This is a genomic window from Streptomyces sp. TLI_55 (assembly GCF_900206255.1).
GTDB lineage: Bacteria > Actinomycetota > Actinomycetes > Streptomycetales > Streptomycetaceae > Streptomyces > Streptomyces aquilus.
Genome location: NZ_OAOJ01000001.1, coordinates 3,806,813 through 3,820,356, shown reverse-complemented (window position 1 = coordinate 3,820,356; position 13,544 = coordinate 3,806,813). Strand labels below are relative to the sequence as shown.

Genomic DNA, 13,544 nt, shown 5'->3' with positions numbered 1-13,544 from the left:
CGGCTTCCCCCCTTCGAACCGGTGCGGGCCCCGCCGGCCGGGGCCCGTCCGGCGTCGCCGGTCAGCTCGCGAAGGACCCGGGCCCGAAGCGGCCCCACGCGATGACCACGGCCAGCAGGAGGTAGACCAGGTTCAGCGGTACGAAGGCCATCTCGCCCCGCCGGCCATGGGTGATCATCGCGCCGATCATCAGCAGAATCCAGCAGACGGCGGTCACCGGGACGAGGACCGGTGCGACGCCGACGGCCGCGGGCAGGATCAGGCCGGCGGCGGCCAGGAGTTCGACGACGCCGAGCGTCTTGACGAAGGTGACGCTCCGGTCGGCGGTCCAGCCGCCGCCGTTGTGCGCGGCCAGGGTGTCCTTCGGGACGAAGGTCTTGCTGATGCCGCCGGTCAGGGCCACCGCGGCGAGCAGTCCTGCGGTGATCCACAGCGCGAGGTTCATCGTTCACTCCCTGATCGAGGTTGCTCTGCACCCTCTGGACGAGACAGCGAACGGCCCTGTGACATCCCTCGGAGAACTTCCGGTGGGAAATCCAGAATCCGGTGGGAAATCCAGAATCCAGAATCCACCGGCCCTCTACTCCTCCCTCCGCACCGCCCCCGCCAGAATCCACCCCTCCACGGCCTCGTACTGCCGCCGCTGCTCCTCCGACCCGCGCCGTCCGGAGACGACCGTGCCCAGCCAGCCGAAGGCGAAGCCGGCCGGGATGGAGACGAGGCCGGTCGTGGTGAAGGGGAACCAGTTGAAGTCGCTCTCCGGGAACGCCGATATGGGTGAGCCGGAGACGAGGTTGGTGCCCGGCATCAGCAGCAGGACCACCAGCGTGCCGCCGATCAGGGTGCAGAGCAGGCCGGTTCGGGTGTAGCGGCGCCAGAAGAGGCCGTAGACGAGGGCGGGGGCGATCGCGGAGGCGCCCAGGCAGAACGACAGGGTCACCAGCGGCTGGAGGCTGCGGTGCTGGACGAGGGCGGCGAGCAGGATCGCCGGGACGCCCACGGCGAGCGCCGACACGCGCGCGAGGGTCATCTCGCGGCGTGCCGTCATCTCGCGCGCGTGGCCGGCGAAGACGTCGTGGGCGAGGGAGTTGGCGCAGGCGAGGATCATGCCGGCGACCGAGGCGAGCAGGGTGAGGAAGATCGCGGTGGTGACCGTGGTGAACAGCAGCGTCTCGGCGGTGGAGACCTCCGTGCCGAAGGCCGCGCGGGAGGCGAGCAGATAGGCCGTGTTGCCCTGAGGGTCGGCCTCGGCGATCACCGCGCGTCCGATCAGGGCCGTGGCGCCGAACCCGACGACCGTGATGACGAGCACGAACAGTACGACCGACGACACCGCCCAGGACATCGAGCGGCGGACCGCGCGGGCGCTGTCGGCGGTGTACATGCGCATGGTGACGTGCGGGAGGCAGGCGCCGCCGACGACCACCGTCAGCTGCGAGACGATCATGTCGAGGCGGGGTGCGGGGCCGCCCGCGAACTGGAGTCCGGAGTGCAGGAACGCCGGTCCGACGCCGCTCTGTGCGGCGGCCGCGTCGAACAGCGCGCCGGGACTCCAGTCGTAGCGCTGGAGGATCAGTACGGCGACCACGGCGCCGGAACCCAGCAGCATCACCATCTTCAGGATCTGGATGAGGGCGGTGCCCTTCATGCCGCCGATCGCCGCGTAGCTGATCATCAGGACGCCCAGGCCGAGGATGCAGCCCGTCTTCAGGGAGTCGCCGGAGAAGCCGAGGATGAACGCCAGCAGCTGTCCGGTGCCCGCGAGTTGGACGAGCATCAGCGGCAGGAGGGCGGCGAGGGTCACCGCGCTGGCGGCGATCCGTACCGAGCGTCCCGGCATCCGGCGGGCCAGCGCGTCGCCCATGGTGAACCGGCCCGCGTTGCGCAGGGGTTCGGCCAGCAGGAACATCAGCAGCATCAGCGACAGGGCGGTGCTGAGGGCGAGGACGACCCCGTCGTAGCCGCACAGCGCGATCACTCCGCCGGTGCCGAGGACGGTCGCGGCGGAGATGTAGTCGCCCGCGATGGCGAGGCCGTTGCGCATGGGGGAGAGGGAGCCGTAGCCGGTGTAGAACTCGTCGAGGTCGTCGCGGTCGGGGCCGGTCATCACGCACAGCAGCAGCGTGATCGTGGCCACCGCCGAGAACGCCACGAGGGACATCGCCTGTGCGGAGTCGCTGAATCCGGTCATGGCCTGGCCTCCCGCTTGGCGTCGACGGCGGCTTGTCTGCGGATGCGGTCGGCGACGGGATCGACGTACACGCGCGCGGTGTGCTCGTACAGCGTGATCGCCAGCCAGGTGATGGGGAGTTGGAGCAGGGCGAGCAGCAGGCCGGTGGGCAGTCCGTCGGTGACGCTGCTCGTCATGAGGGACGGTGCGAGGGCGGACAGGATGAGGAATAGCGTGAAGTAGCCGAGCGCGGTGAGGGTCGCGACGCGTCGCTGCCGGCGGTACGCGCCGCGCAGGACGCGCAGGTCGCTGTGGTGGCCGAGGGCGGGGCGGCGCGCACGGCGGTGGGTGGCCGCCGGTTCGTCTTCCAGGGGCGGCTGCCAGGGGTAGGTGGGGTACGCCGGGTGGGTCGGCGGCGGGGACGGGTACGGGGACGCGTACGGGTCGTGTGACATCCCGGTGGCTCCTTGCGCGGCTCGGGTCCGGTGCGGACCGCAGGGAGTTGGGGGGTGGGCCGAGCGGAGCCACGCACGCTACTCGTAGGTAGCCGGAGGTTGCGAGCTTTTCACCAAACTGATTGGTCGGTATGCGCTTACTTCTCTGACCTCGGGTGTTACCCGGATTAACTCAGATTTTTGAACGGCCGTCAGCGCTACGACGGGTTGAACGGGCGCTACGGACGGTGGCACTCGGGAGCCGTCGTCGAGCCGTGTCCGGAAGCCTGGTGAGGTCCATGGATCCAGCAGACGGCGGCAGTCGGTGATCGGTCCTCCTGCGGGAGTCGGGTTCGTCCCGGAAGGGGCATGGGGGCCGTGCCCTGGGGGAGTGTGACGTCCGCGCCGAAACTGTCGCCCAAGTCTCACCGGCGCCCGTCGGAGTCACACTCCCGGGCGGCCCGCCCTCTTGGGGTGCACATAAGCCATCCGAAAGGCGCGCCTCTCCGAGAGGCGAGCCCTTCCGAGAGGGAGTCCCCATGAACATCGTCGTCTTCGGCGCGAACGGACCGACCGGGCGGCAGGTGGTGGAACAGGCGGTCGAGGCCGGGCACACGGTCACCGCGGTCACCCGCCACCCCGAGAGCTTCCCGGTGGACGGCGCCCGGGTGGTCCTGGCCGACGTGTACGACCCGGCCGCCGTGGAACGGGCCGTGGCCGGGCAGGACGCGGTCGTCTCGGCGCTCGGCGTCCCGTACGGCCGCGACCGGGTCACCGTCTACTCCACCGGCGTCACCCATATCGCCCGGGCCATGGCCGGGCACGGGGTACGCCGTCTCGTCGCGGTCACCTCGACCGTCCTGTTCGGCACGCCGGCCCCCGGTGAGAACTTCCTCTTCCGCAAGGTGCTGGAGCCCTCGATCGCCCGGTTCATGGGCCGCACGGTGTACGAGGACATGCGGCGCATGGAAGAGGTCCTGCGGAGGAGCGAACTGGAGTGGACCGTGCTGCGGCCCGGTGGACTCTTCGACGCCGAGGAGGTGAGCGCGTACGAAGTGGGCACCGAACGGCTGCCCGGCCGGTACACCGCGCGACCGGACCTGGCACGGGAGTTGTTGCGGCAGGCCGTCGAGGAACGGCGTCACGTGGGCCGCTACGTCGATGTGCGCACCACACAGAACACGCCGAGCCTCTTCGACCTCATCCGCAAGGAGGCCGTCGGAGGCAGGGCGGTCGGGGGCAGGGAGGTCGGCGGTGGGCCGGTCGGCGGTGGGGAGGAACGAGCCCGCCGTTGACGGCCGGTCGGCCCCGCCATTGACGGCCGGTCACGACGTGCTCGGTCGGTCTGCCGGGACGCTATCCGCTCTGCCGGTGGCCGGGGTGCACGCGCGCGTAGCGCACGCCGGAGCGTCCCATCAGGGTGATGCGCTCGGTGAGCACGAAGCCGTTGCGTTCGAGGACCGTCCGGGAGGCCTTGTTGTCCTCCGTCGTCTTCGCGGTGAGCGAGTGCAGTCCGTACGAGGGCCCCACCGTCCGGCAGATCTCGCGCACCGCCGCCGTGGCGACGCCCTTGCCCGCCGACCGCTGCGCGACGCGATAGCCCAGTTCCGCCCGGCCCGCCGCCACGTCCATGAGGTTGATCCGGCCCACCAGCGTGCCCTCCTGGTCCCGGATGACGTGGAAGTGGCAGATCCCGGCGTCCTGTTCGTCCAGCAGCGCGCGCAGGCGCGCGGTGAAGTGGGCGAAGTAGTCGTCCCCGCGGTCGGGCACCGTCTGCGCGAAGTACTCCCGGTTCTCCGACTCGAAGGCCAGCAACGCCTCCTCGTGATCCGCCCGCAGCCGCTCCAGCCTCACCATGTGGGCACTCTACGGCGGCTCACTCGGACAGCACCGGGAATTTCCGCGGCGCCAGGAACAGCAGCACCAGGAACGCCAGTGCCGCCGCGCACGACGCCCCCAGGTACACGGCGTGGACGGCGTCCGCGATGGCCCGCCGGGTCGTCTCGGGGGCCGTACCGGCGTCCAACGCGCGCGTGACGGAGTCGAGGTCGCTCGCGCCGCCGAGCCGGGCGGCCAGCACCCCGTTGGCGACCGCCCCGAACAGCGCGGCGCCGAAGGTCTGTCCGATCTGCCGGCAGAACAGGACGGAGGCCGTCGTCGTGCCGCGCTCGGCCCAGCCCACCGTCGACTGCACCCCGACGATCAGCGGCAGTTGGAACAGCCCCAGGGCGGCGCCGAGGACCAGCATCAGCACCGTCGGCTGCCAGGCCCGGCCCGGGTACGGCAGGAAGGGGAACGCGAACAGCACCAGCGCCGCCGTCCCGATCCCGAGCATCGCGGTGTTGCGGAAACCGATCCTCCGGTACACGTGCTGACTCAGCGCGGCCGACACCGGCCAGGTCAACGTCCAGACGGACAGCACGAATCCGGCGGCCACCGGCGCAAGACCCAACACCGACTGGGCGTACGTCGGCAGGAACACCGAGGGCGCCACCATCAGCAGGCCCAGCGCGCCCAGCGCCAGGTTCACCGCGGCGATCGTACGGCGCCGCCACACCCACCCCGGGATGATCGGCTCGGCCGCCCGGCGCTCCACGGCCACCACGACCGCCACCAGCGCGAGTCCCGTACCGAACAGGCCCAGGGAGGGCGCCGACAGCCACGGCCAGGCCACCCCGCCCTGCACCAGCGCCGTCAACAACACGCCCCCGCACGCGAACACCGCGAGCGCGCCCGCCCAGTCGATCCGCGGGCGTACGGTCGAGGTCCGTTCCGGCTCGTGCAGGTGACGGACGATCAGCCACAGCGCCACGGCGCCGATCGGGAGGTTCACGAGGAAGATCCAGCGCCAGTCCGCGTAGGCCGCCAGGAGGCCGCCCACGCCGGGTCCGGCCACCGCGGACACCGCCCACACCGTGGAGAGCTTCGACTGGATCTTCGGGCGCTCCTTGAGGGGGTAGAGGTCGGCGGCCAGGGTCTGCACGGTGCCCTGGAGGGCGCCGCCGCCCAGGCCCTGCACCACGCGGAACGCGATGAGGGCGGCCATGTTCCAGGCGAGCGCGCACAGCAGGGAGCCGAGCAGGAAGAGTGCCGCGCCCGCGACCAGCACCGGCTTGCGGCCGAAGGTGTCGGACAGCTTGCCGTAGACGGGCAGCGTCACCGTAACGGCCAGCAGATAGCCCGAGAACAGCCACGAGAAGACGGAGAAGCCGCCCAGGTCGCCGACGATCTGCGGGACGGCCGTCGAGACGATGGTGGCGTCCAGCGCGGCCAGCGCCATCGCGAGCATCAGCGCGGCCACGACGGCACCGCGCCGGTGCGAGCCGCGCGGGTCCGCGTCCGTCGCGGCCGGCTGTATGTCCGTGCCCCCCTGGTCCACCAAAGATCCTTTCCCCTTGCATCTATCTGCCGCCGACCACCCTCTCACTTGACCCTCACGTGGCGGCAGGGTGCAGCCTGATCGCGCGGAAGGGTGGAGCGGACCCCGAGATCGGCTCCACCCGGGGGTGGACTGCCCCTAGGGGTCTGTCCGTACTACGGCTCGGGGAGGGTTCGTCCCACCGGAGGACGAGAGGGGGCCAGGCCGCTCCTTAACCTGGCTTTACGCCGCTCAGGAGGGGTTCGGGGCGGCGGACCGCAGGTCGGGGGGTGGGGTTTTCCCCCGCAAAAGACTGCGCTGGGCACCAGCGCGCCGGACCCCCGGCGAGCAGCAGACTCAACGACGTAACCAGCTCAACGACGTAACCAGAACGCAGCACCGCTCAGCAGCACACGTGACGCCATCGTTGACCGACATAGGAGACATACCGTGACATCGGCTGTGACCATCACCAGGCACGGGGGCACTGGAGGGACTACGGCCGTTGCCGCGCGGGCGCGGCAGGTCGTGAAGGCGTACGGGTCCGGCGAGACCCGTGTCGTCGCCCTCGACCACGTGGACGTGGACATCGCACGCGGCCAGTTCACCGCGATCATGGGCCCCTCGGGGTCCGGCAAGTCCACGCTCATGCACTGCCTCGCCGGGCTCGACACCGTCTCCAGCGGCCAGATCTACCTGGACGACACGGAGATCACCGGGCTGAAGGACAAGAAGCTCACGCAGCTGCGCCGGGACCGGATCGGGTTCATCTTCCAGGCGTTTAATTTGCTGCCCACACTTAATGCGCTCGAGAACATCACGCTGCCCATGGACATCGCGGGCCGCAAGCCGGACAAGCAGTGGCTGGCGCGGGTCGTGGAGACGGTCGGGCTGTCCTCGCGGCTCAAGCACCGGCCCACCCAGCTCTCCGGCGGCCAGCAGCAGCGCGTCGCGGTGGCCCGGGCGCTGGCCGCCCGGCCGGAGATCATCTTCGGTGACGAGCCGACCGGAAACCTCGACTCACGCGCGGGCGCCGAGGTACTGGGCTTCCTGCGCCGCTCCGTGGACGAACTCGGCCAGACCATCGTCATGGTCACCCACGACCCGGTCGCCGCCTCCTACGCCGACCGCGTCCTGTACCTGGCCGACGGCCGGATCGTCGACGAGATGCTCAAGCCGACCGCGGAGGCCGTCCTGGACCGCATGAAGGACTTCGACGCCCGGGGGCGCACGTCATGACCGTCATGAAGACCTCGATGCGCAACTTCTTCGCGCACAAGGGGCGCATGGCCCTCTCGGCCGTGGCGGTGCTGCTGTCGGTGGCGTTCGTGTGCGGCACGCTGGTGTTCACCGACACCATGAACACGACGTTCGACAAGCTCTTCGCCACCACCGCCTCCGACGTCACGGTCTCCCCCAAGGAGGCCAAGAGCGACGACACCCCGCAGAACGGCAAGCCCGCCTCCCTGCCGGCCTCCCTCGTCCAGCAGGTCGCGAAGGCGGACGGCGTGAAGTCCGCCGAGGGCGGCGTCAGTTCGATGAACGTGACCGTCGTCAACGACGAGAACAAGAACATGGGCTCGTCCAACGGTGCCCCCACCATTGCGGGCAACTGGACCAAGGGCGACCTGCGGTCCATGGAGATCACCTCCGGACACGCCCCGCGCGGGCCGACCGAGACCATGGTCGACGCGGACACCGCCGACAAGCACCACCTGAAGATCGGCGACGAACTGCGCACCATCTCCGTCGTCGGTGACTTCAAGGCGAAGATCGTCGGCATCGCCACGTTCAAGGTCACCAACCCGGGTGCGGCGATCGTCTACTTCGACACCGCCACCGCCCAGCGTGAACTCCTCGGCGCCGAGGGCCGCTTCACCCAGGTCTTCGCCACCGCCGCCTCCGGCGTCAGCGACACCCGGCTCAAGCAGAACGTCACCAAGGCCCTGGACGGCTCGTACAAGATCCAGACGGCCAAGGAGAACGCCGACGAGAACCGCGAGGACGTCGGCGAGTTCATGAACGTCATCAAGTACGCCATGCTCGGCTTCGCCGGGATCGCGTTCCTGGTCGGCATCTTCCTGATCATCAACACCTTCTCCATGCTGGTCGCCCAGCGCACCCGCGAGATCGGCCTGATGCGGGCCATCGGCTCCTCCCGCAAGCAGGTCAACCGTTCCGTGCTGGTCGAGGCGCTGCTGCTCGGCTTCGTCGGCTCGATCCTCGGCGTCGGCGCGGGTGTCGGCATCGCGATCGGCCTGATGAAGCTCATGTCCATGGCGGGCATGAACCTCTCCACCGACGACCTCACCATCAAGGCCTCCACCCCGGTGGCCGGCCTGGTCCTCGGCGTCGTCGTCACCGTCCTCGCCGCCTACCTGCCCGCCCGCCGGGCCGGCAAGGTCTCCCCGATGGCCGCCCTGCGCGACGCCGGTACGCCGGCCGACGGCAAGGCGGGCCTGGTGCGCGGCCTGATCGGGCTCGTCCTGACGGGCGCCGGCGGTTACGCCCTCTACGCCGCCGCCACCGCGGACAAGGCCAAGGACGGCTCGCTGCTGCTGGGCGGAGGCGTCGTCCTCTCCCTGATCGGCTTCGTCGTCATCGGCCCGCTGCTGGCGGGCGGGGTCGTCCGGGTGATCAGCGCGCTGATCCTGCGGGGCTTCGGCCCGGTCGGCCGCCTGGCCGAGCGCAACGCCCTGCGCAACCCCCGCCGTACGGGCGCCACCGGCGCGGCCCTGATGATCGGCCTGGCCCTGGTGGCCTGCCTGTCGGTGGTCGGCTCCTCGATGGTCGCCTCGGCCACGGCCGAGCTCGACAAGTCGGTCGGCGCGGACTTCATCGTCCAGGGCAACCAGCGGATCGTCCCGCAGGCCCAGAAGGCCATGGAGCGGACCCCGGGCCTGGCCCACGTGACCTCCTACAAGGAGGTGGAGGCGGTCCTGACCTCGCCCGACGGCAAGAAGGACGACTCCCAGGTGACGGCGGCCGACCCGACGTACGCCCAGGACCTGCGCCGCGCCACGACGGAGGGCACCCTCTCCGCCGCCTACGGCAAGGACTCCATGTCCGTCGGCTCCGACTACGCCAAGGACCACGGCGTCCACGTCGGCGACACCATCTCCGTCGCCTTCAAGGGCGGCAAGACGGCGAAGCTCAAGGTCGCGGCCATCACCGACGACGACTCGGCGCTGGACCAGGGGGCGCGCTACCTCTCCATCGCGACGATGAAGCAGTACGTCCCCGCCGACCAGATCCCGCCGAACACGATCATGTTCGCCAAGGCCAAGGACGGCCAGGAGAAGCAGGCCTACGCCGCCCTGAAGAAGTCGCTGGACGACTACCCGCAGTACCAGGTGCGCGACCAGACCGACTACAAGCAGGAACTGAAGGACCAGATCGGCCAGCTGCTCAACATGGTCTACGGCCTGCTGGCCCTGGCGATCATCGTGGCGGTCCTCGGTGTCGTGAACACCCTGGCGCTGTCCGTCGTCGAGCGGACCCGGGAGATCGGCCTCATGCGGGCCATCGGCCTCTCGCGGCGGCAGCTGCGCCGGATGATCCGCATGGAGTCCGTGGTCATCGCCCTCTTCGGTGCCCTGCTGGGCCTGGGACTGGGCATGGGCTGGGGCGCCACCGCGCAGAAGCTGCTCGCCCTGGAGGGACTGAACGTCCTCGACATCCCCTGGCCGACGATCATCGGGGTGTTCATCGGATCGGCCTTCGTGGGCCTGTTCGCCGCCCTGGTCCCGGCGTTCCGGGCGGGACGGATGAACGTCCTGAACGCGATCGCCACCGAGTAGCCACAACCGACGGGGGAGCAGGGCCCGGCGCCGAGAAGTCACGGGGGACTTCTCGGCGCCGGGTCCGTTGCTTTCCGGTTCGCTGTCCGGCCTCCGGTTCGTGGGGAGAACCGGGGTTATCCACAGCCCCGGCACCACCGCTCGTCGCGACGTACGCTGGATACCCCCCGGCCGGTCCCTCTGTCGGGCCCTTTGTGTTGCCCACCCAGGACGGAAAGCGCCCTCCATGAGCCTGCACGGTCTGCTCGACGCCGTAGTCAAGGACACCGCCCTCGCGGAAGCGATCACCGCGGCCGCTGACGGCAACCGTATGCACGTCGACCTGGTCGGCCCCCCGGCGGCCCGCCCCTTCGCGATCGCCGCGCTGGCCCGCGAGGCCGGCCGCCCGGTGCTCGCGGTGACGGCGACGGGCCGCGAGGCGGAGGACCTGGCGGCGGCCCTGCGCTCGCTGCTGCCCTCGGAGGGCGTCGTCGAGTACCCCTCCTGGGAGACCCTGCCGCACGAGCGGCTCAGCCCGCGCAGCGACACCGTCGGCCGCCGTCTCGCCGTCCTGCGCCGCCTGGCCCACCCGCGCCCCGACGACCCCGAGACCGGCCCGGTGTCGGTGGTCGTCGCGCCCGTCCGCTCGGTGCTCCAGCCGCAGGTCAAGGGCCTCGGCGACCTGGAGCCCGTCGCCCTGCGCACAGGCCAGAACGCCGACCTGAACACGATCGTCGAAGCCCTCGCGGCCGCCGCCTACGCGCGCGTGGAGCTCGTCGAGAAGCGCGGCGAGTTCGCCGTGCGCGGCGGCATCCTGGACGTCTTCCCGCCCACCGAGGAGCACCCCCTCCGCATCGAGTTCTGGGGCGACGACGTCGAGGAGATCCGCTACTTCAAGGTCGCCGACCAGCGCTCCCTGGAGATCGCCGAGCACGGCCTGTGGGCCCCGCCCTGCCGCGAGCTGCTCCTCACCGACGAGGTACGCGCGCGTGCCGCCGCCCTCGCCGAGGAGCACCCCGAGCTCGGCGAGCTGCTCGGCAAGATCGCCGAGGGCATCGCCGTGGAGGGCATGGAGTCCCTCGCGCCGGTCCTCGTCGACGACATGGAGCTGCTCCTCGACGTGCTGCCCAAGGGCGCCATGGCCGTCGTGTGCGACCCGGAGCGGGTACGCACGCGTGCCGCGGACCTGGTGGCGACCTCGCAGGAGTTCCTCCAGGCCTCCTGGGCGGCCACCGCGGGCGGCGGCGAGGCGCCGATCGACGTCGGCGCGGCCTCCCTGTGGTCCATCGCCGACGTCCGGGACCGGGCCCGCGAGCTGGACATGATGTGGTGGTCGGTGTCGCCGTTCGCCGCCGACCTGGAGCTGGAGGCGGACACCCTCCAGCTCGGCATGAACGCGCCCGAGACCTACCGCGGCGACACCGCCAAGGCCCTCGCCGACACCAAGGGCTGGCTCGCCGAGGGCTGGCGCACGGTCTTCGTGACCGAGGCCCACGGCCCCGCCGCCCGCACGGTCGAGGTGCTCGGCGGGGAAGGCATCGCGGCCCGCCTGGACGCCGAGCTGGGGCAGATCTCCCCGTCCGTCGTGCACGTGGCGTGCGGCTCGATCGACTACGGCTTCATCGCCCCGGCGCTGAAGCTCGCCGTCCTCACCGAGACCGACCTGACCGGCCAGAAGGCGGCCGGCAAGGACGGCGCCCGGATGCCCGCCCGGCGCCGCAAGACCATCGACCCGCTCACCCTGGAGACGGGCGACTACATCGTCCATGAACAGCACGGCGTGGGCCGCTACATCGAGATGGTCCAGCGGACCGTGCAGGGCGCCACCCGCGAGTACCTCGTCGTCGAGTACGCCCCCGCCAAGCGCGGCCAGCCCGGCGACCGCCTCTACATCCCCACCGACCAGCTGGAGCAGATCACCAAGTACGTCGGCGGCGAGGCCCCCACCCTGCACCGCCTGGGCGGCGCCGACTGGACGAAGACCAAGGCCCGCGCGAAGAAGGCCGTCAAGGAGATCGCGGCCGACCTGATCAAGCTCTACAGCGCGCGCATGGCGGCCCCCGGCCACACCTTCGGCCCGGACACGCCCTGGCAGCGCGAGCTGGAGGACGCCTTCCCGTACGCCGAGACCCCCGACCAGCTGACCACCATCGCCGAGGTCAAGGAGGACATGGAGAAGTCGGTCCCCATGGACCGCCTGATCTGCGGCGACGTCGGCTACGGCAAGACGGAGATCGCGGTGCGCGCCGCCTTCAAGGCGGTCCAGGACGGCAAGCAGGTCGCGGTGCTGGTCCCGACGACCCTCCTGGTCCAGCAGCACTTCGGCACCTTCTCCGAGCGCTACTCCCAATTCCCGGTGAACGTACGGGCGCTCAGCCGCTTCCAGACGGACACCGAGGCGAAGGCGGTCCTGGAGGGCCTGAAGGAGGGCTCGGTGGACGTCGTCATCGGCACCCACCGCCTGTTCTCCTCCGAGACCAAGTTCAAGGACCTGGGCCTGGTCATCGTCGACGAGGAGCAGCGCTTCGGCGTCGAGCACAAGGAGCAGCTGAAGAAGCTCCGCGCCAACGTCGACGTCCTGACGATGTCCGCCACCCCCATCCCCAGGACCCTGGAGATGGCCGTCACCGGCATCCGCGAGATGTCGACGATCACGACCCCGCCGGAGGAGCGCCACCCGGTGCTCACCTTCGTCGGCCCGTACGAGGAGAAGCAGATCGGCGCGGCCATCCGCCGTGAACTGCTGCGCGAGGGCCAGGTCTTCTACATCCACAACCGGGTGGAATCGATCGACCGCGCGGCCGCCCGGCTGCGCGAGATCGTCCCCGAGGCGCGGATCGCGACGGCCCACGGCCAGATGTCGGAGTCGGCGCTGGAGCAGGTCGTCGTCGACTTCTGGGAGAAGAAGTTCGACGTGCTGGTGTCGACGACGATCGTCGAGTCCGGCATCGACATCTCCAACGCCAACACGCTGATCGTGGAGCGCGGCGACAACTTCGGCCTGTCGCAGCTGCATCAGCTGCGGGGCCGGGTGGGCCGAGGCAGGGAGCGAGGTTACGCCTACTTCCTCTACCCCCCGGAGAAGCCGCTGACGGAGACGGCCCACGAGCGCCTGGCCACCATCGCCCAGCACACGGAGATGGGCGCGGGCATGTACGTGGCAATGAAGGACCTGGAGATCCGCGGCGCGGGCAACCTGCTCGGCGGCGAGCAGTCCGGCCACATCGCGGGCGTCGGCTTCGACCTGTACGTCCGCATGGTCGGCGAGGCGGTCGCGGACTACCGGGCCTCCCTGGAGGGCGGTGTCGAGGAGGAGCCGCCCCTGGAGGTCAAGATCGAGCTCCCGGTCGACGCCCACGTCCCGCACGACTACGCGCCGGGCGAGCGGCTCCGGTTGCAGGCCTACCGCGCGATCGCCTCGGCCAACACCGAGGAGGACATCAAGGCCGTACGGGAGGAACTCGTCGACCGCTACGGCAAGTTGCCGGAGCCGGTGGAGAACCTGCTGCTGGTGGCGGGCCTGCGGATGCTGGCCCGCGCGTGCGGAGTCGGCGAGATCGTCCTGCAGGGAACCAACATCCGCTTCGCGCCGGTGGAGTTGCGGGAGTCGCAGGAACTGCGCCTCAAGCGCCTGTACCCGGGGACGGTCATCAAGCCGGCGATCCACCAGGTGCTGGTGCCGCGTCCGAAGACGGCGAAGGTGGGCGGGAAGCCGTTGGTCGGGCGGGAGTTGCTGGGGTGGGTCGGGGAGTTCCTGACGTCGATCCTGGGGTCGTAGGGTCGTTGCCGGGCCGTTCCGGCAC

At 70.5% G+C, this 13,544-nt stretch carries 9 protein-coding genes; 4 read left to right on the top strand and 5 right to left on the bottom strand.

Translation table 11 applies throughout. The annotated features are described in order from the left end of the window. Positions 1-61: 61 nt before the first annotated feature. The 3 genes from CRP56_RS17565 to CRP56_RS17555 all read right to left on the bottom strand — a co-directional run bounded on the left by CRP56_RS17565 (position 62) and on the right by CRP56_RS17555 (position 2,625). Entirely contained in the window at positions 62-445 is a 384-nt protein-coding gene (locus tag CRP56_RS17565) for a DoxX family protein (protein ID WP_097265121.1), read from the bottom strand. A 135-nt stretch (positions 446-580) separates the two neighbouring features. Then, positions 581-2,191 carry a sodium/solute symporter gene (locus CRP56_RS17560; RefSeq protein ID WP_097265119.1) on the bottom strand — a complete coding sequence of 537 codons (1,611 nt, stop codon included), beginning with the start codon at positions 2,189-2,191 and terminating at the stop codon, positions 581-583. Further along, positions 2,188-2,625, bottom strand: coding sequence for a DUF485 domain-containing protein (locus CRP56_RS17555; protein ID WP_097265117.1), 438 nt, complete (start codon positions 2,623-2,625; stop codon positions 2,188-2,190). The genes CRP56_RS17560 and CRP56_RS17555 overlap by 4 nt, the downstream gene beginning before the upstream one ends. Before the next feature lie 518 nt (positions 2,626-3,143). On the opposite strand from CRP56_RS17555, the gene CRP56_RS17550 reads away from it, so the two are divergent. Next, positions 3,144-3,899: an NAD(P)-dependent oxidoreductase gene (locus tag CRP56_RS17550; protein ID WP_097265115.1), complete on the top strand. Its 756-nt coding sequence runs from the start codon at positions 3,144-3,146 to the stop codon at positions 3,897-3,899. A gap of 61 nt (positions 3,900-3,960) precedes the next feature. Here the strand turns inward: CRP56_RS17550 and CRP56_RS17545 are convergent, their stop codons facing one another. After that, a complete protein-coding gene (locus CRP56_RS17545; protein ID WP_097265113.1) occupies positions 3,961-4,461 on the bottom strand; it encodes a GNAT family N-acetyltransferase in 501 nt (166 codons plus the stop codon). 19 nt (positions 4,462-4,480) lie between these two features. Further along, complete coding sequence (locus CRP56_RS17540) at positions 4,481-5,983, bottom strand: MFS transporter (RefSeq protein WP_373559649.1); 1,503 nt, start codon at positions 5,981-5,983, stop codon at positions 4,481-4,483. Positions 5,984-6,412: 429 nt separating this feature from the next. On the opposite strand from CRP56_RS17540, the gene CRP56_RS17535 reads away from it, so the two are divergent. The 3 genes from CRP56_RS17535 to mfd all read left to right on the top strand — a co-directional run bounded on the left by CRP56_RS17535 (position 6,413) and on the right by mfd (position 13,519). After that, entirely contained in the window at positions 6,413-7,201 is a 789-nt protein-coding gene (locus tag CRP56_RS17535) for an ABC transporter ATP-binding protein (protein WP_097265111.1), read from the top strand. Continuing rightward, positions 7,198-9,762 carry an ABC transporter permease gene (locus CRP56_RS17530; RefSeq protein ID WP_097265110.1) on the top strand — a complete coding sequence of 855 codons (2,565 nt, stop codon included), beginning with the start codon at positions 7,198-7,200 and terminating at the stop codon, positions 9,760-9,762. The genes CRP56_RS17535 and CRP56_RS17530 overlap by 4 nt, the downstream gene beginning before the upstream one ends. A 226-nt stretch (positions 9,763-9,988) precedes the next feature. Next, the gene (gene mfd, locus CRP56_RS17525) at positions 9,989-13,519 is read left to right on the top strand and encodes a transcription-repair coupling factor (RefSeq protein WP_097265108.1); all 3,531 of its coding nucleotides are present in this window, start codon (positions 9,989-9,991) and stop codon (positions 13,517-13,519) included. The last annotated feature ends 25 nt before the right edge of the window (positions 13,520-13,544 follow it).